Source organism: Kitasatospora atroaurantiaca (genome assembly GCF_007828955.1).
Classification (GTDB): domain Bacteria; phylum Actinomycetota; class Actinomycetes; order Streptomycetales; family Streptomycetaceae; genus Kitasatospora; species Kitasatospora atroaurantiaca.
In genome coordinates this window covers 4,293,807-4,310,602 of the sequence record NZ_VIVR01000001.1, presented here as the reverse complement: position 1 = coordinate 4,310,602, position 16,796 = coordinate 4,293,807, and the positions used below count along the sequence as shown (strand labels likewise).

At 69.6% G+C, this 16,796-nt stretch carries 17 protein-coding genes; 6 read left to right on the top strand and 11 right to left on the bottom strand.

Going from position 1 to position 16,796, the window contains the following annotated elements:
- Positions 1–12 precede the first annotated feature (12 nt).
- The 6 genes from FB465_RS19810 to FB465_RS19785 form a co-directional block, all read right to left on the bottom strand.
- The gene (locus tag FB465_RS19810) at positions 13–1,818 is read right to left on the bottom strand and encodes a bifunctional metallophosphatase/5'-nucleotidase (RefSeq protein ID WP_145792432.1); all 1,806 of its coding nucleotides are present in this window, start codon (positions 1,816–1,818) and stop codon (positions 13–15) included.
- 147 nt (positions 1,819–1,965) lie between these two features.
- The gene (locus FB465_RS19805) at positions 1,966–3,315 is read right to left on the bottom strand and encodes an ATP-binding protein (RefSeq protein WP_145792431.1); all 1,350 of its coding nucleotides are present in this window, start codon (positions 3,313–3,315) and stop codon (positions 1,966–1,968) included.
- A gap of 24 nt (positions 3,316–3,339) precedes the next feature.
- Positions 3,340–4,914, bottom strand: a complete 1,575-nt coding sequence (locus FB465_RS19800; protein WP_246192738.1) for an SCO6880 family protein — start codon at positions 4,912–4,914, stop codon at positions 3,340–3,342.
- A gap of 7 nt (positions 4,915–4,921) precedes the next feature.
- Complete coding sequence (locus FB465_RS19795; RefSeq protein WP_246192737.1) at positions 4,922–6,166, bottom strand: hypothetical protein; 1,245 nt, start codon at positions 6,164–6,166, stop codon at positions 4,922–4,924.
- On the bottom strand, positions 6,156–6,956 hold the full coding sequence (locus tag FB465_RS19790) for a hypothetical protein (RefSeq protein WP_246192736.1): 801 nt from the start codon (positions 6,954–6,956) through the stop codon (positions 6,156–6,158). Before FB465_RS19790 ends, FB465_RS19795 begins: the two co-directional genes overlap by 11 nt.
- Positions 6,957–7,093: 137 nt before the next feature.
- The gene (locus FB465_RS19785) at positions 7,094–7,444 is read right to left on the bottom strand and encodes a hypothetical protein (protein WP_145792429.1); all 351 of its coding nucleotides are present in this window, start codon (positions 7,442–7,444) and stop codon (positions 7,094–7,096) included.
- Between the two features lie 249 nt (positions 7,445–7,693).
- Here FB465_RS19785 and FB465_RS19780 point away from each other — a divergent pair, with 249 nt between their 5' ends.
- Both FB465_RS19780 and FB465_RS19775 read left to right on the top strand, forming a co-directional pair.
- Positions 7,694–8,746, top strand: a complete 1,053-nt coding sequence (locus FB465_RS19780; protein ID WP_145792427.1) for a C40 family peptidase — start codon at positions 7,694–7,696, stop codon at positions 8,744–8,746.
- A 151-nt stretch (positions 8,747–8,897) separates the two neighbouring features.
- Positions 8,898–9,614, top strand: a complete 717-nt coding sequence (locus FB465_RS19775; RefSeq protein WP_145792425.1) for a phosphatase PAP2 family protein — start codon at positions 8,898–8,900, stop codon at positions 9,612–9,614.
- A 115-nt stretch (positions 9,615–9,729) separates the two neighbouring features.
- Here FB465_RS19775 and FB465_RS19770 read toward each other — a convergent pair whose 3' ends face one another.
- A complete protein-coding gene (locus FB465_RS19770; RefSeq protein WP_211786043.1) occupies positions 9,730–9,927 on the bottom strand; it encodes a hypothetical protein in 198 nt (65 codons plus the stop codon).
- Between the two features lie 159 nt (positions 9,928–10,086).
- Between FB465_RS19770 and FB465_RS19765 the strand changes: the two genes are divergently transcribed.
- Positions 10,087–10,950: an SCO4651 family lipoprotein gene (locus FB465_RS19765; RefSeq protein ID WP_145792421.1), complete on the top strand. Its 864-nt coding sequence runs from the start codon at positions 10,087–10,089 to the stop codon at positions 10,948–10,950.
- A gap of 192 nt (positions 10,951–11,142) precedes the next feature.
- Complete coding sequence (locus tag FB465_RS35915; protein ID WP_170290644.1) at positions 11,143–11,316, top strand: hypothetical protein; 174 nt, start codon at positions 11,143–11,145, stop codon at positions 11,314–11,316.
- A 24-nt stretch (positions 11,317–11,340) separates the two neighbouring features.
- Here the strand turns inward: FB465_RS35915 and FB465_RS19760 are convergent, their stop codons facing one another.
- Positions 11,341–11,688, bottom strand: a complete 348-nt coding sequence (locus FB465_RS19760; RefSeq protein ID WP_145792419.1) for a metal-sensitive transcriptional regulator — start codon at positions 11,686–11,688, stop codon at positions 11,341–11,343.
- 263 nt (positions 11,689–11,951) lie between these two features.
- Between FB465_RS19760 and FB465_RS19755 the strand changes: the two genes are divergently transcribed.
- Positions 11,952–12,572: a DUF47 domain-containing protein gene (locus tag FB465_RS19755; RefSeq protein ID WP_145792418.1), complete on the top strand. Its 621-nt coding sequence runs from the start codon at positions 11,952–11,954 to the stop codon at positions 12,570–12,572.
- A 5-nt stretch (positions 12,573–12,577) separates the two neighbouring features.
- The gene (locus FB465_RS19750) at positions 12,578–13,573 is read left to right on the top strand and encodes an inorganic phosphate transporter (protein ID WP_145792416.1); all 996 of its coding nucleotides are present in this window, start codon (positions 12,578–12,580) and stop codon (positions 13,571–13,573) included.
- 230 nt (positions 13,574–13,803) lie between these two features.
- Here FB465_RS19750 and pstB read toward each other — a convergent pair whose 3' ends face one another.
- Genes pstB through pstC form a run of 3 tightly spaced genes read right to left on the bottom strand, consistent with a single transcriptional unit; the run spans position 13,804 to position 16,679 of the window.
- Complete coding sequence (gene pstB, locus FB465_RS19745) at positions 13,804–14,580, bottom strand: phosphate ABC transporter ATP-binding protein PstB (protein ID WP_145792414.1); 777 nt, start codon at positions 14,578–14,580, stop codon at positions 13,804–13,806.
- A gap of 42 nt (positions 14,581–14,622) precedes the next feature.
- Entirely contained in the window at positions 14,623–15,699 is a 1,077-nt protein-coding gene (gene pstA, locus FB465_RS19740; RefSeq protein WP_145792412.1) for a phosphate ABC transporter permease PstA, read from the bottom strand.
- The gene (pstC, locus tag FB465_RS19735; protein ID WP_145792410.1) at positions 15,696–16,679 is read right to left on the bottom strand and encodes a phosphate ABC transporter permease subunit PstC; all 984 of its coding nucleotides are present in this window, start codon (positions 16,677–16,679) and stop codon (positions 15,696–15,698) included. Before pstC ends, pstA begins: the two co-directional genes overlap by 4 nt.
- Positions 16,680–16,796: the final 117 nt, after the last annotated feature.

Here is a 16,796-nt window from a genome sequence, read left to right as displayed (position 1 = left end):
TCAAGGACCGGGTCAGTCCATGTCCTCGCCGACGCCGATGACCTTGATGCGGTCCTGCGCCGGGACGACCAGCGGGGAGCCCGCCTTGCTGTTGGCACCCAGGTAGGCGGCGAAGAGGTCCAGGTCGGACACGCCCACCAGCTTGTCGGTGCCTGCCGCGAAGGCCGGGAAGCCGTCGCCGCCGCCGGCCAGGAACTCGTTGGCCGCGACGCGGTAGGAGGCGGCCGGGTCGATCGCCACGCCGTTCAGCTTGATCGAGTCGACCACGATCCGGGCGGCACCGGTCTTGTTGAGGTCCAGCGTGTAGGTGAAGCCGGCCGAGGACTGCAGGATCTTCGGCGCCGCCTCGTTGCCACCGCTCACCTGCTGCTGCAGCAGCTGGATGAGCTGAGCGCCCGTCAGCGTCTTGACCTGCATCATGTTGGTGAACGGCTGGACGGTGAACGCCTCGCCGTAGGTCACCACGCCGTCGCCCTCGGCGCCCGAGGCCTTGTAGACCAGGTCGGAGCGGATGCCGCCGGGGTTCATGAAGGCGATCTGCGCACCACCCTTCTCCGCCGCCGACAGGCCGGCCAGCTGGGCGTCGGCGATCACGTCACCGAGGGGCTTCTCGAAGGCGGTGGAGCCACGGCCGTTGATGTCCGCGCCGATGTAGCCGAGCGGGCGGTTGGCGATCGGGGCGGCGAGCTTGCTGTAGTACGCGATCAGCTCGCTCATGTCCGGCGCCTTGTCGACCGTACGGCGCACCACGTGGTTGGCGGCCGTGACCGAGGGGCGGACGATCGCGCCGGTGCGCTTGTCGAGCTTGAGGTTGATCTCGGTGTAGAGCCGGCCGAAGGAGGCCGCGCTGGTCACCGACCGCAGGTTGCCCTCCGGGTCGGGGATCGAGCAGGCGTAGGCGTTGTGGGTGTGGCCGGTGACGATGGCGCCGACCGCCGGGTCCAGCTTCTTCGCGATGTCCACGATCGGGCCGGAGATGCCCTCGCCGGCCGGGCCGCAGTCGTAGTTGTACGTGCTGCTGGCCGGGTAACCGCCCTCGTGGATCAGCGCGACGATCGACTTGACGCCCTTGCGCTTCAGCTCAGCGGCGTACTTGTTGATCGTGGTGACCTCGTTGGCGAACTTCAGGCCCTTGACGCCCTCGGCCGTGACGATGTTGGGCGTGCCCTCCAGCGTCGCGCCGATGAAGCCGACCTTGACGCCGTTCACGTTCTTGACCCAGTACGGGTCCAGGATCGGCCGGCCGGTCTTCTCGCTGGTCACGTTGGCGGCCAGGTACTCGAACTCGGCGCCCTTGAACTTCCGGCCCTCGACGTAGCAGCCGTCGACCGGGTGGCAGCCACCGTTCTGCAGACGCAGCAGCTCCTTGGCTCCCTCGTCGAACTCGTGGTTGCCGACGCTGGTGACGTCCAGGTGGAGCTTGTTCATCGCCTCGATGGTCGGCTCGTCGTGGAACAGACCCGAGAGCAGCGGGCTGGCACCGACGATGTCACCGGCCGCGACGGTGACCGTGTTGCGGTGGCCCTCGCGGGCCTGACGCAGTGCGGTCGCCAGGTACTCGACGCCACCCGCGGGGGTGGAGACGACCTGACCCGTCGTCGGGTCGACCTCCTTGATGGTGCCGGAGGACCCCGCCGGGGGCTCCAGGTTCCCGTGGAGGTCGTTGATCGCGAGCAGCTGCAGGTCTTCGATCTTCGGCTTGTGGTGGCCGTGCGCCTCGGCGACGCCCGGCACCAGGACCGTGCCGAGCAGGCCGGCGGTCGCGACTATCGCCAGCGCCGTTCTGCGGACGTAACCGGTCTGACCGGCAATGGACATGAGGGTTCCCCTGCACCGTCTGGGCTCCGCTGGCGGAGCCTGGCGTTCGTATGACCAGTGCAGCCTAGAGTCAACGCGCGTAGCTGTCAGGACCTCAGACGTAACGAGAGGGTTTCCAGAAGCTGTCCGTAGGAAGTGACAGGCGCTCTATATCCGCGGCTCGGCGGCCAGTTGCTGCTCGGCGCGGTGGCGTTCGGCGACGGCGTCCTCGGTCATGGCGCGGTCGGTGTAGACCAGGGGGCGCTCGGCCTCGGTGATGATGTGTTTGACCACCTGGACGTTGCCGTTGACGTCCCAGACGGCGATACCGGGGGAGAGGGTCGGGATGATCTCGACGGCCCAGCGGGGCAGGCCGAGTACCCGGCCGGTGGCGCGGGCCTCTTCGGCCTTCTGCATGTAGATGGTGCGGGTGGAGGCCATCTTGAGGATGGCGGAGGCCTCCTTGGCCGCCGCGCCGTCCACCACGTCGGAGAGGTGGTGGACCACCGCGACGAAGGAAAGGCCCAGCCGGCGGCCGAACTTGAGCAGCCGCTGGAAGAGCTGGGCCACGAACGGGCTGTTGATGATGTGCCAGGCCTCCTCGACCAGGAAGATGCGCTTCTTCCGGTCGGGGCGGATCCAGGTGTGCTCCAGCCAGACGCCGACGATCGCCATCAGGATCGGCATGGCGATCGAGTTGCGGTCGATATGCGAGAGGTCGAAGACGATCAGTGGGGCGTCCAGGTCGATGCCGTCCGTGGTCGGCCCGTCGAACATGCCGCGCAGGTCGCCGTCGACCAGCCGGTCGAGCACCAGCGCCACGTCCAGGCCCCAGGACTGGACGTCGTCCACGGCCACGCCGAGGGACTCCAGGGAGGAGAGCTCGGGGCTGCGCAGGGTGTTGATGATGTCGTCGAGCACGGGCTGACGATCCGTCACCGACGTGACCACATGGGCGTGCGCGGCCTTCAGGGCGAAGCCGGCCCGCTCCTCCAGGCCGCGCCCCATCGCGACCTCGATGATGGTGCGCAGCAGCGAGAGCTGGCCGGTGGCGGTGATCGCCGGGTCGAGCGGGTTGAGCCGGACTCCGCCGTCCCTGGCGGCCGTCGGGTCGAGGCGGATGGACTTTATCCCCAGCGCGTTGGCGATCAGGTTCCACTCGCCGACGCCGTCCTCGCCCTGCGCGTCCAGAACCACGACCTGCCGGTCGCGGAACCGCAACTGCCGCAGCACGTACGTCTTCTCCAGCGCCGACTTGCCGTTGCCGGACTCGCCGAGCACCAGCCAGTGCGGCGCGGGCAGCTGCTGGCCGTACAGCTGGAAGGGGTCGTAGACGTACCCCTTACCGCTGTAGACCTCGCGGCCGATGATCACGCCCGAGTCGCCCAACCCCGGTGCGGCGGTGGGGAGGTAGACGGCCTGGGCCTGGCCCGTGGAGGTCCGGACGGGCAGCCGGGTGGTCTCCACCTTGCCGAACATCAGGCTGGTGAACGCGTCGGTGAGATTGCCGATCGCCATGTCAGGACCTCCAGAACGGGCGGATCAGCGGCGGATGCCGGTGGCGAACGGGAGGGTGTTGACGAAGGCCCGGTGGTGCTCGCGGTCGCACCACTCCAGCTTGAGGTAGCTCTTGCCCGCCGAGGCGCGGATGGTCCGCTTGTCACGGGCCAGCGCCTCGGGGTTGCGGGAGGACACCGTGATGTACCCGACCAGGTTGACGCCGGCCGCGCCCGAGGCGAGGTCGTCGCCGCGCTGGTCGACCCGGCCGGTGTGGGCCAGGTCGCGCGGGTCGACCGTACGGTTCATCTTGGCGGCCCGGCTGGCCTCGGCCTCGTCGTTGGTCTTCTCGGTGAGCATCCGCTCGATCGCGACGTCCGTGGGCTCCAGGTCCATGGTGACGGCGACCGTCCGGATCACGTCCGGGGTGTGGACCAGCAGCGGGGCGAGGAAGTTGACGCCGACCGGGGTCAGCGGCCACTCCTTGACCCAGGCGGTGGCATGGCACCACGGCTCGCGGGTCGCCGACTCACGGGTCTTGGCCTGCAGGAACTGCGGGTGGGTGGCATCGAGTTCGGCCGGCCAGGCGTTGCGCCTCGACATCGCCTGGATGTGGTCGATCGGGTGGTCCGGGTCGTACATCGAGTGCAGCAGCGAGGAGAGCCGCGCCTGGCCGAGCGGCTGCCTGACCCGGATGTCGGCCTCGGCCAGCCGGGCGCAGATGTCGGTGAGTTCGCGGGCCATCACGGCCGCCAGGCCGTCGTCGTCCCTGGCCCGTCCGCCTCCGGCCGTGCGGCCCATCGCGTGGGCCTCGGCTGCGAGTTCGCGGTTGTAGTGCATACAGGCGACCAGGTAGGCGCGGTGCTGCTCGGAGGAGGTGGAGACCATCGACTGCAGCTGGTCGTAGGAGTCCTGGAGCCAGCGCGGCGCGTCGTGGTCGCCGCGCCGCTCGACGTCCTTGGCGTGCGCGTCGGGGTCGGCCGGCAGCGTACGGGCCAGGATCTGCAGCCGGGTCACGAAGCCGTCGCCGTTGGCGACGTGCTTGAGCAGGGTGCCGAAGCGGTCGACCAGCGCCTCCTGGTCCTCGGAGTCGCGCAGGCCCACGCCGGGGCCCTCGATCTCGATCGCGGCGGTGACGGTACGGCGTTCCAGGTGCATCAGCACCCCGACCTCGTCCGGGCCGAACGGCGCGGAGAGCCAGCGCAGCCGGCCGACGCCGGGCGGCGGGCCGATCTCGACCTCGCGCCCGTCCAGCCGGGTGCCCGCGTCGACCACCTCGGACTTCCAGACCGCCCGCCCGCTGCGCACGGTGCGCCGGTAGGTGCGGTTGATCTCGACCCACTTGTAGAAGGTGCGGCGGCGGTACGGCACGTACACGGCCATGATGGCGAGCAGCGGCAGCCCGACCAGGCCGGCGATCCGCAGCGGCAGGACGGGCATCAGCAGGCCCCACATCATGCCGAGGAACGCGCCGAAGATGATCAGCACGATCTCGCCGGATTCCCGGTTGCGGCCGATCGGCGCGTTGGGCCGGGACTTTCCGATCAGATAGGTGCGGCGCTGGTGCACGTACGGCTGGGCGTACTGGGCGCCGTACTGGCCGAGCGGTTCGCTGCTCACTTACCCGTCACCCTCCCTTCGCTGGATTGCTCTCGCGGGTCACTGGCGGCGCCTGGGGCGGCGGCGCGGGGGTGCGTCCGGCGTGCGCGGCGATGCCGGGGGAGACCGAGCCGCCGCCGGGGCCGGAGGCGTTGGCGGTCTGCGGGCCGCCGCGTGAGCCGTGGGCGCTGATGCCCTGCTTCACCAGGTTGGCCGGGCCGTTGATCATCGCCGAGCCCGCCGAGACCGCGCTGGCCCTGGCCGAACGCATCGCCAGCATCTCGTCGCCGAAGCCCGGGACGAAGCGGTAGACGGCGGCGCTGGCGAAGATCGACAGGAAGAGGATGGCGAGCCCGGAGAGCACCCGGGCGAAGTCGTCGTCGGCACCGGCACCGGTGGCCACCGCCCCGGCCAGGCCGAGGATGATCACGATGATCGGCTTGGCCAGGTCGACGGCGACCATCAGGCCGGCCCAGCGGCGGACGTGCTTCCAGAGCTGCTTGTCGACCAGCCCGGCGTACACGGCGGTGCCGAGCAGCGCGCCGACGTAGAGCATCGCGGCGCGGATCAGCAGCTCGATCCAGAGCACGGCGGCGGCCAGGACGGCGACCAGCGAGACGATGATCAGGATCAGCGGGCCGCCGCCCATGGTGCCCTTCTCCAGGGTGTCCGCGAAGCCGCCGAGGTAGGTGCCCGTGTCGGACTTGGTGCCGACCGCGATGGCCTTGGTGAGGCCGTCGGTGGCGCTCACCACGGTGTAGAGGATCAGCGGGGTGAAGGCGGAGGCGACGACGGTGAGCCAGAGGAAGCCGACCGCCTCGGAGATCGCGGTGGTCAGCGGAGCGCCGCGGACCGCCCGCTTGGTGACGGCCAGCAGCCAGAGCAGCAGGGTCACGATGGTCGAGCCGGCGAAGACCACGGCGTACTGCTGGAGGAACGCGGCGTTGGTGAAGTCCACCTGCGTGGTGCCGTCGATCGCGCCGGAGAGCTTGCGGACCACCCAGGCGGCGGCCTGGGCGCAGCCCTTGGCGAGCGAGCCGAGCGGGTCGGTGACCCCGCCGACGGCGCCGGTGCCCGGGATGACGGTGGCGCCCGGCGGCGGGCAGACCTGGTCGCTGCCGGGGACCGGGATGTTGATCTTGGTGCAGCTGGGGCTCGGGGTCGGGTCGGCGAAGACCTGCTGGGCCGTCACCAGCGCGGTCAGCTGGAGGGCGGCGAGCGCCCCGCTGAGCGCCCCCGCCCGTCGCACGAACGAACTGCCGTCAGCGGGCATAGCGGAAGCCTCCGAAGTCCTGGACGGCGCCGGTGATCTCTTCGGCGGTCGCGGCCTGCTGGTCGCCGGGTACGGGGGCCGGGCCCGACTGGCGGCTGAAGTCGGTGAGCTTCCAGTCGCTGCCCGTCCAGCGCATGGTGAGGGTGAGGGTGTACCAGTTCTCGGCGACCGGCTGGGTCGAGCGCTCGCCGGCCAGGCCCACCAGCCCGGTGCACCAGACGTCCACCTTGGTGGCGGTGTCGGCGGAGTTGGTGGTCTTCGTCCCGACCGGGACGGTACGGCTGACGAAGGTGAGGCCCTTGGGGGCCTTGCCCTGGGCGTCCAGGCCGAAGCGGGCGGTGGTGTCGGCGCTGAACGCCTCGTCCAGCCGGGCCTGCAGGGCGGGTGTCACGGTGGGGTCGGCGATGGTGGCGACGACGGTGTGCCGGGTGTCGGTGCGGAACATCTCGGCGGAGCCGAGTGCGACGGCGTAGTTGGCGGCGGCCGACTGGGCACCCTGGTCGGTGTGCGGGTAGCCGTTGGCGATGCCGTTGCTGGTGGTGCTGACGGGCTCCTGGCCGCTGGCGGCGGTGGAGGCCGCCGAGGGCTTGGCCCGGTCGGCCGAGGGGGTGTCGGGGCCGGCCTTGCCCCGGTTGGCGATGGAGATCGCCAGGACCAGCAGGGCCACCACCAGCAGGACCGTCAGCAGGGTCCGAAGCGGCCTGGGCTGACGGCCGCTCGCCTGGTAGACGGACTGTTCGCCGACCGGTAGCCGCGTACGGGTGTGCGGCTGGTCGTCGGACACCGGCACGGCGGCCCTCCTGGTACGGGGGAGCCCGGGCGGGCCCCGAGGTCGACTGCGCAACCGGCGGGATTGCGCGGATCGGGATGTGCGACAGCCCCAGCGGTCACGGCCTGGCCGGTCTCGCTGGGATGACTATCTGATCGTCAGATGGCCATGCCGTACACAATGGTGAACAGAGTGCCCAGCGAACCGATGATGAACACGCCGGTCAAGCCGGCGATGATCAGTCCCTTGCCCTGTTCGGCGCTGAAGGTGTCTCTCATGGCGGTGGCACCGATCCGCTGCTTGGCGGCACCCCAGACGGCGATGGCGAGACAGGCCAGGATGGCGACCGCCATCACCACCTCCACCATCACCCGGGCCGAGGAGCCGAGGGTCGCGAACGGCCCCCAGTCCGGCGCGATGCCGCCGATGATCGTGTTGATGTCGGCCTTCTTGGGTGGGTCCTCGGCCAGGTAGCCGATCAGCTTGCTGTCCACGCTGCTCAGATTCATTTCCATCTCACCGCCCGATCAGGCAAATTCAAGGCCCCGGAGCACGGTTTCGCGAAGGGCCGGGACCTATTCTTGGCCAGATCTGATGTCGACTTGGCTGCTTCTCGCGGATTGGTCGTGAGGCATGGGACACGTACGCCAGGATGTCCACCGTACGAAGGATACCGCTCACTCTGTGTATCTGCGATGATTGCGCTGAGCAACGCCTTCCAACACACTGACAACTGACGCTCCGTCGGGATGGTGCTGATGGTACTCCGGAAGGCAGGCACTGCCGCCGCCGCTGCGGGAGTTGTGGCGGTCGGCTTCGCCGGGCTGGTCGGCCTCGGCACGTTCGCCGCGAGCGGCACCACCCAGTCCTCCGCGAACAACCTGGCGCTCTCCAGCGGCACCGTCCCCGCCGCGTACCAGCCGCTGATCCAGAAATGGGGCACCCTCTGCCCCGAGATCTCCCCCCCGATGCTCGCCGCCCAGCTCTACCAGGAGAGCGGTTTCGACCCGTCAGCCCGCAGCCCCGCCAAGGCCTACGGGATGGCGCAGTTCCTGGAAGGCACCTGGGCCACGTACGGCGTGGACGCCAACGGCGACGGCCGGCGCGACATCTGGGACCCTGCGGACGCCATCGCCTCCGCCGCCACCTACGACTGCGCACTCGCCAAGGACGTCGCCAAGGTCCCCGGCGACCGCCAGGCCAATCTGCTGGCCGCCTACAACGCCGGCCCCTATGCGGTGATAAAGGCGAACGGAATCCCCCCGTACAAGGAGACCCAGGGGTACGTCCGCAGCATCACCTCACTGGCCCGCAGTTTCACCGCGCCCGTCACCGGCGGCACCGTCGCCCTCTCCCAGCAGTCCGCCGGAGCGATCTACTACGCGCAGAAGGTGCTCGGCACGCCGTACCTGTGGGGCGGCGAGGGCCTGCCCTCGCAGGGCGGGCGGTTCGACTGCTCGGGGCTCACCCAGGCCGCGTACGAGAGCGTGGGCATCAAGCTGCCGCGCGTCGCCAACGACCAGTGGTACGCCGGGCCGCACCCAGCCCGCGACCAGCTCCGGCCGGGGGACCTGGTCTTCTTCGCCAACGACCTGACCGACCCGCGCAGCATCCACCACGTCGGCATCTACGTCGGCGGGGGCTACATGATCAACGCACCGCACACCGGTGCGGTGATCCGCTACGACAAGATCGACCAGAAGGACTACATCGGCGCCACCCGCGTCACCCCGGACGGTGCCGCGGCCCTGCCGGTCCGCGGTGCGGACGGGAGCATCACCGCCGCGGGTCAAGGCACAGCAAAAGGCTGACCCTCGTTCCCACGCTGGTGTGCGAGCGGAGTGGACGGTGAGTCAAGTTTCCATAACAGCGCGTTTCCGTGGAACCCTGTGTCTCGCTCATGGCGTTGTGCCCGATGACCGACGTTGATCATCGGAACCATCGAGACCAGGGAGGTGCGGCGTGTCGACGCTGCTTGCCGACACGTCCGGGCCGGACCTCGGCCTGCTCCGCGCTGTCAACGGCCTGGCCAAGTCCTCCCCCGGCTGGCTGGACGGCCTGGTCTCCTGGATCGGCGAGTACGGGATCCTGCTCGGGCTGGCCGCCCTCTGCGCGGTCGGCTGGCTGCAGGCCCGCCGGCGCCCCGACGCCCCCGTGGCCATCGCCGGCCTGCTCTGGGCGCCGATCGCGGTGGCCGTCTGCGAGCTCGCCAACCTCCCGATCTCGGCCATCGTCGACCGGCCGCGCCCCTTCGTCGACCACCCCGACCTCGACGTCCTGGTGGACGGCAAGGCGGGCACGCTCTCCTTCGTCAGCGACCACTCGGCGATGTCCATGGGGATCGCCGTCGCCCTGCTGCTGGTCAACCGCAGGCTCGGGCTGATCGCCGGCGGGCTGGCGCTGCTGCAGGGCTTCTGCCGGATGTTCATGGGCGTCCACTACCCCACCGACGTGATCGGCGGCTACGCGCTCGCCACCGCCGTGGTGCTGCTGCTCGCGCCGCTCGCGATGGCGGTGCTGGTGCCGCTCTGCCACGCGCTGGCCAGGACGGCGCTGGCGCCGCTGCTGGTCGCGCCGACCAGCGGTCGCAGCCGGCGGCGCGGCGCCGAGCAGGGCCGGCGCCGCCGGGGATCGGTCAGGACCGAGGAACCCGCGCACGAGTCCGACCTCGCGGCCTGACTTTGCAACTGGGCACCCCAGGGGCGCGGGGAACTGCGCGACCAGCCCACTACGTCGGTGGGCGGTTGTTCGCGCAGTTCCCCGCGCCCCTGTTGTTTGCCCCCTTTGGAAAGGTCTAGCCGGCGATCTCCCGCTCGGAGAGGTGTTCCGCCGCGTCGCGTCTGGCGCGGTCGCGCGAGCGCCGGCCCGGGGCGAACCAGCCGCAGGTGCAGGAAGCGAAGCAGAAGGAACCGCGCTCGTCGATCGTCACGCGGTGCATGGGTGCGGTGGAGGCGGGTGCTGCGCCGGGGTGGGCCGGCAGCTCGCTGTACACGTGGCTCACCGTAACCCGGTTCGCACCCGGCGCGCGACGGCGTCCGCGCGCCGGGTGCCGCGTAACCCTCACTCCGTCAACTCGTTGCACGGAGAAGAGCTCTGCCCACCCGGGGTGGCGGCTTGCCGGGCAAGAGGGCCCGAGGGGGTTGTCTCGAGAGTGAAGAAGCTGAAGAAGAGTCGTCGGCTGCCACAGCCCGCCCGCACCGCCGCAGCCGCGGCCGTGCTCGCCGCCGCCCTCACCGCCTGCGGAGGCGGTGGGACTCATCCACAGGGCGCGTCCGCGGACCAGCTCTCCGCCGATCCGCTGACGGCCGTACGCAGCGCGGCCGACATCACCGGCCGTACCGGCTCGGCGCACGCGAAGACGGAGCTGGTCACCGAGTCCGCCGAGAAGAAGGCGGTCTTCAACGGCGCCGGCGGATACGACTACGTGAAGCGGATCGGCAAGCTGGAGGTCAACGTGCCACCCGGCGCGGCGACCACCGGCAAGATCGTCGAGGTGGTGCTGCCGGGCACCGTCTACCTGCAGAACAGCGCCGCGAAGATCCCCGAGGGCAAGTGGGTACGGCTGGACGTCCGCCAGCTGCCCGACGGGAACCTGGTGAGCAGCGGCGCCACCGATCCCGCCAGTGCGGCAGGTGCACTGCGCGGCGCGCAGAAGGCCGAGCTGGTCGGCACCGAGACCGTGGACGGCGTGGAGCTCAAGCACTACAAGGGCACCCTCGACCTCGCCAAGGCCGCCGATGCGACCGGTGGCCGGGGCGCGGACGGGCTGCGGATGGCCGCCCAGACCTTCACCGCGAAGGAGGTCCCGTACGAGGCCTGGCTGGACGGTCAGGGGCGGCTGCACAAGGTGGTGGAGACCTTCTCCTTCGCCGGGGTGGCCGGCTCCAAGGAGGCGAAGGACCAGGTCAAGGTGGTCTCCACGGTCTCGCTCGGCGACTTCGGCAAGCCGGTCGAGGCGGCCGAGCCGACTCAGGCCGAGGTCTACTCGATGAAGGCCTCGGCACCCGCCAAGTAGGCCCGGTCAAGGCCGAGCAGGACTGGTCGGGGTGGGCCCCGGAGTGGGCCCGCCCCTGCCGGCCACCGGCCTGAGTAGTTCCCGCGGCGGCAGAGATGACCCGTCCGTGCCATGGGGCCAGGCCCACCGCCTCCCTACGCTGGACCTGTGGGCTGCTGCCCTGATGCCGGACGGTCGGAGGGGGTGGTGCAGGTGGTCGCGTCCTCGGAGGCCCGGAAGGGCGGCCACGACCAGGCGGCGCTCGACGAGATCGAGCTGGCGGGCGAGCTGATGATCGCCGCGACCGCCAGTCCGGGGGAACGGCTGGCCCCCGAGCGGATCGACGAGGTGCTCCTCGACCGCGAGGACGAGCCGCCGGACGACTGATACGTCCTCAGCCTCAGGCCGTGCTCAGGTCCGCAGCAGGCGCGAGATGGCGGCGGTGGCCTCGGCCACCTTGGCGTCCAGTTCGGCCCCGCCCTCCTCGGCGGCTGCCGCGACGCAGTGCCGCAGATGCTCCTCCAGCAGCGACAGCGCGAAGGACTGCAGCGCCTTGGTGCTCGCCGAGACCTGGGTCAGGATGTCGATGCAGTAGACGTCCTCGTCGACCATCCGCTGCAGGCCGCGGACCTGCCCCTCGATCCGGCGGAGCCGCTTGAGGTGCTCGGCCTTCTGGGAGCTGTACCCGTGCGGGCCCGGGTGCGCGGCGGGCTCGTGGGCCTGGCCCTGCGTCTCGGTGCCCGTCTGAATCGTGGTCATCCGGCCCGCCTCAGTCTCTCGGTGCTCAGTCTCGGTACGCGCCCGTGCGTGAGCCTCCAGTGTCCAACACATGGGGAGCACGGCGTGTTCCCCCGTACGGGCGGCAGCCGCGGATCTCCACATGCAGGGCGGGAGCAAACGGACCGAGGTTCCGTCAGACTGAGGGCTCACGTCCACACATCGGTGTGCAGACCCCGTTTGCACAGTTCGGACGGCTTGCGCCTAGCATCGTTCAGTCCCTACCCCGCACATCGGAGATTTCCGTGCGTTTTAGCCTGACCCCGAAGGAGACGAGCTTCTACGACATGTTCGCCGCAGCCGCGGAGAACCTCGTCGTCGGATCGAAGCTCCTGCTGGAACTGCTGGGTTCAGACGTGTCCGGCCGCGCGGAAATCGTCGAGCGCATGCGCGCCGCCGAGCACGCGGGCGACGACACCACTCACGCGGTGTTCCACCAGCTCAACTCCTCCTTCATCACGCCCTTCGACCGTGAGGACATCTACAGCCTCGCCTCGTCGCTGGACGACATCATGGACTTCATGGAGGAGGCCGTCGACCTGGTCGTCCTCTACGACATCCAGACCCTCCCCAAGGGCGTGGAGCAGCAGATCGAGGTGCTGGCCCGGGCTGCCGAGCTGACCGCGGAGGCGATGCCGCACCTGCGCACGATGAAGAACCTCACGGAGTACTGGATCGAGGTCAACCGGCTGGAGAACCAGGCGGACCAGATCCACCGCAAGCTGCTCGCCCACCTCTTCAGCGGCCAGTACGAGGCCATCGAGGTGCTCAAGCTCAAGCAGGTCGTGGACGTTCTCGAAGAGGCTGCCGACGCGTTCGAGCACGTGGCCAACACGGTGGAGACCATCGCCGTCAAGGAGTCCTGACCAGCGTGGATACGGCAGCACTCATCGCCGTCCTCGGGGTGGCGTTCTTCTTCACGTACACCAACGGCTTCCACGACTCGGCGAACGCCATCGCCACCTCGGTCTCCACCCGGGCGCTGACCCCCAGAGCTGCTCTGGCGATGGCCGCCGTGATGAACCTGGCCGGCGCCTTCCTGGGCACCGGGGTCGCCAAGACCGTCTCCGAGGGGCTGATCGAGACTCCGAGCGGCGACCAGGGTCTGGCCATCCTGTTCGCCGCATTGACCGGCGCGATCGCCTGGAACCTCACCACCTGGTACTTCGGCCTGCCGTCCTCCTCCTCGCACGCGCTGTTCGGCGGCCTGGTGGGCGCGGCGCTGGCGGGCGGCACCGAGGTGATCTGGTCCGGTGTGGTGGACAAAATCATCATCCCGATGATCGTCTCTCCGATCGTCGGCCTGTGCTTCGGCTTCCTGGTGATGCTGGCGATCCTGTGGATCTTCCGGCGGACCAACCCGCACCGCGCCAAGCGCAACTTCCGCGTGGCGCAGACCGGCTCGGCCGCCGCCATGGCCCTCGCACACGGTCTGCAGGACGCCCAGAAGACCATGGGCATCGTGGTGATGGCACTCACCATCTCGGGGCACCAGAGCGGCAGCGAGATCCCGATCTGGGTCAAGATCTCGTGTGCGACGGCGCTCTCCCTCGGCACCTACGCGGGTGGCTGGCGGATCATGCGGACGCTCGGCCGCAAGATCATCGAGCTGGACCCGCCGCAGGGCTTCGCGGCCGAGACCACCGCCTCGACGATCATGTACATCACGTCGTTCGTCTTCAAGGCACCGATCTCCACGACCCACGTGATCACCTCGGCGATCATGGGTGTGGGCGCCACCAAGCGGATCCGCGCGGTGCGCTGGGGGGTCGCGAAGAACATCGTGCTCGGCTGGTTCATCACGATGCCGGCGGCCGCCATCGTCGCAGCGGTGATGTACTGGATCATCCATCTGATCTTCAACTAGCACACCGGGCACGACATGACGGAAGGGCCCGCCCCCATACCTCGGGGGCGGGCCCTTCCTCATACTCCGTGGCGGCACCGCCATGCAGCACCACGGAGCAGCTTTATCCCTCGCGAGCCAAAGGGCGCGCCGGTGTCGAAAGTGACGATCGACAAGCGACGAAGGAGCGCCGGAGCGAGGAGCGTCGACGCCGGGTTCAGAGCGCCCGGCGGCGAGCGAGGAGTAACTGCTTAGCCGAAGCGGCCGGAGATGTAGTCCTCGGTCGCCTGCACCGACGGGTTGGAGAAGATCCGCTGGGTGTCGTCCAGCTCGATCAGCTTGCCCGGCTGGCCGACGCCGGCCAGGTTGAAGAAGGCGGTACGGTCGCTGACGCGGGCCGCCTGCTGCATGTTGTGGGTGACGATCACGATGGTGTACTGCGACTTCAGCTCGCCGATCAGGTCCTCGATGGCGAGGGTCGAGATCGGGTCGAGGGCCGAGCAGGGCTCGTCCATCAGCAGCACCTGCGGCTCGACCGCGATGGCGCGGGCGATGCAGAGACGCTGCTGCTGGCCGCCGGAGAGGCCGGCACCGGGCTTGCTCAGCCGGTCCTTGACCTCGTTCCAGAGGTTGGCGCCCTTGAGGGACTTCTCCACCACCGCGTCCAGGACGGACTTCTTCTTCACGCCCGCGAGCTTCAGCCCGGCCGCGACGTTGTCGTAGATCGACATGGTGGGGAAGGGGTTCGGCCGCTGGAAGACCATCCCGACGGTACGGCGGACGGCGACCGGGTCGACCGCGGAGCCGTACAGGTTCTCGTCGTCCAGCAGCACCTTGCCCTCGACGCGCGCACCGGGGATGACCTCGTGCATGCGGTTGAGGGTGCGGAGGAAGGTGGACTTGCCGCAGCCCGAGGGGCCGATGAAGGCCGTCACGGAGCGGGGCTCGACGGTCATCGAGATGTCCTCGATGGCCTTGGTGGTGCCGTAGTACGCGGACAGTCCGCTGACGTCGATGCGCTTGGCCATGATCTTTCGTCTCTTCTCGTTCTCGTACGTCAGTCGGTGTCGTCAGTGCCCGGCCTTGGGCGAGCGCCAGCGTGCGATGCCCCGCGCGATGAGGTTGAGACTCATCACGAAGACGATCAGCACCAGCGCGGCACCCCAGGCGCGGGCGTACCCGAAGTCGTTGTTGACCAAGGCGTACTGCTGCCAGATGTAGAGCGGCAGGGACTGCTGCGGGCCGTTGAACGGGTCGCTGTTGATGAAGTCAGCGCCGAACACCAGCATCATCACCGGCGCGGTCTCGCCCGTGATTCGGGCGACGGCCAGCATCACACCGGTGGTGATACCGCCGATCGCGGTCGGGATGACGATCCGCAGGATGGTCTTCCACTTGGGCACGCCGAGGGCGTACGAGGCCTCCCGCAGCTCGTTCGGGACGAGCTTGAGCATCTCCTCGGTGGAGCGGACGACGACCGGCATCATCAGGATCGCCAGCGCGAGGCTGCCGGAGAAGCCGGAGTAGTCGAAGCCCAGGACGATGTTCCAGAGCGAGAGGATGAACAGGCCGGCGACGATCGACGGGATACCCGTCATCACGTCGACGAAGAAGGTGACGACCTTGGCCAGTCGGCCCCGGCCGTACTCGACCAGGTAGACGGCGGTCATCAGGCCGATCGGGGCGGCCATCGCGGTGGCCAGGGCGACCTGCTCCAGGGTGCCGATCAGCGCGTGGTAGATGCCGCCGCCCGGGCCGGAGGAGATCACGTTCTTCATGGAATGGCTGAGGAAGTAGCCGTCCACGACGCCGATGCCCTGCTGGACCGTGTAGATGGTCAGCGAGGCGAGCGGGACGACCGCCAGGATGAAGGCGACCCAGACCACCGAGGTGGCGAACCGGTCCTTGGCCTGGCGGCGGCCCTCGACCCGGGCCGAGAGGCCGTAGCTGAGGGCGAGGAACAGGCCGGCGGCGATCAGCCCCCACTGGAGGTGGCTGGCCAGGCCCGCGCCGGCGCCGATGGCGCAGCCGAGCGCGATGGCGAGGACGGCCACCCCGGCCGGGGCCCACCTGGGCAGCCGGGCGGTGGTCAGGCTGCGGCGCAGCTGCGGGAGCGACGCGGAAGCGGTAGTGGTCACGGCACTCATGCGTTGGCCCCCGAGTACTCCTTGCGGCGCGCGATGATCAGTCGGGCGGCGCCGTTCACCAGCAAGGTGATCACGAACAGGACGAGGCCGGAGGCCATCAGTGCGTCGCGGCCGAACGGGCCCGCCTCGCCGAACTTCAGGGCGATGTTCTGCGCGAAGGTGCCGCCGCCCGGGTCCAGGATGTGCAGCGAGAGGACGCTGTTGGCGGAGAGCACGGTGGCCACGGCGATGGTCTCGCCGAGTGCGCGGCCGAGGCCGAGCATCGAGGCCGAGATGATGCCGGGGCGGCCGAAGGGCAGGACGGCGGTGCGGATCATCTCCCAGCGGGTGGCGCCGAGGGCGAGTGCCGCCTCCTCGTGCATCCGCGGGACCTGCCGGAAGACCTCACGGCTGACGGCGGTGATGATCGGCAGCACCATGATCGCCAGCAGGATGCCGACGGTGAACAGGTTGCGCGGCGTCACGCCGGTCTGGGTCTGGTCGAAGACGAAGGTCCAGCCGAGGTACTGGTCCATCCACGCGGTGAGGCCGTTCATGTGCGGCACCAGGAAGAGCGCGCCCCAGAGGCCGTACACGATGCTCGGGACCGCGGCCAGCAGGTCCACCAGGTAGGCGAACGGCTGGGCGATCCGGCGCGGCGCGTAGTGCGAGATGAAGAGCGCGATGCCGATGGCCACCGGGACGGCGATCAGCATGGCGATCACCGCGCTGACGATGGTGCCGAAGGCCAGCACCGCGATGCCGAAGACCGGCTTGGGGGCGTCCGGGGACCACTCGAAGGTGGTGAGGAAGCTGCCCTCGTTCTTGCTCAGGGCAAGGCCCGAACGGTACGCGAGGAATCCTGCGATGGCGGCCATGATGACCAGCAGCAGGATGCCCGAGCCCCGGGAGAGGTTGAAGAAGATGCTGTCGCCGAGCCGGCTGTCGGCCCGGCTCCGGCGGGCCCTGCCTCGGTCGGTGGCAGGGGGTGATGAAGTCATGATCGTCTACTCCGGTCTGGCGGCGCTGCCCTGCAGGAGGGCGGCACCATGGCGGCGGTGCCCCGGACTTGTACTTGCGGATCTGGCCCGGCAGAGCGGCCCCGCCCCCCTCATCGA

What these genes read in the sequence shown, in the direction of transcription:
- FB465_RS19810 (WP_145792432.1), bottom strand. Translation starts at nt 1,818, where the DNA reads ATGTCCATTGCCGGTCAGACCGGTTACGTCCGCAGAACGGCGCTGGCG.
- FB465_RS19805 (WP_145792431.1), bottom strand. Translation starts at nt 3,315, where the DNA reads ATGGCGATCGGCAATCTCACCGACGCGTTCACCAGCCTGATGTTCGGC.
- FB465_RS19795 (WP_246192737.1), bottom strand. Translation starts at nt 6,166, where the DNA reads ATGCCCGCTGACGGCAGTTCGTTCGTGCGACGGGCGGGGGCGCTCAGC.
- FB465_RS19785 (WP_145792429.1), bottom strand. Translation starts at nt 7,444, where the DNA reads ATGAATCTGAGCAGCGTGGACAGCAAGCTGATCGGCTACCTGGCCGAG.
- FB465_RS19780 (WP_145792427.1), top strand. Translation starts at nt 7,694, where the DNA reads ATGGTACTCCGGAAGGCAGGCACTGCCGCCGCCGCTGCGGGAGTTGTG.
- FB465_RS19760 (WP_145792419.1), bottom strand. Translation starts at nt 11,688, where the DNA reads ATGACCACGATTCAGACGGGCACCGAGACGCAGGGCCAGGCCCACGAG.
- pstB (WP_145792414.1), bottom strand. Translation starts at nt 14,580, where the DNA reads ATGGCCAAGCGCATCGACGTCAGCGGACTGTCCGCGTACTACGGCACC.
- pstA (WP_145792412.1), bottom strand. Translation starts at nt 15,699, where the DNA reads ATGAGTGCCGTGACCACTACCGCTTCCGCGTCGCTCCCGCAGCTGCGC.
- pstC (WP_145792410.1), bottom strand. Translation starts at nt 16,679, where the DNA reads ATGACTTCATCACCCCCTGCCACCGACCGAGGCAGGGCCCGCCGGAGC.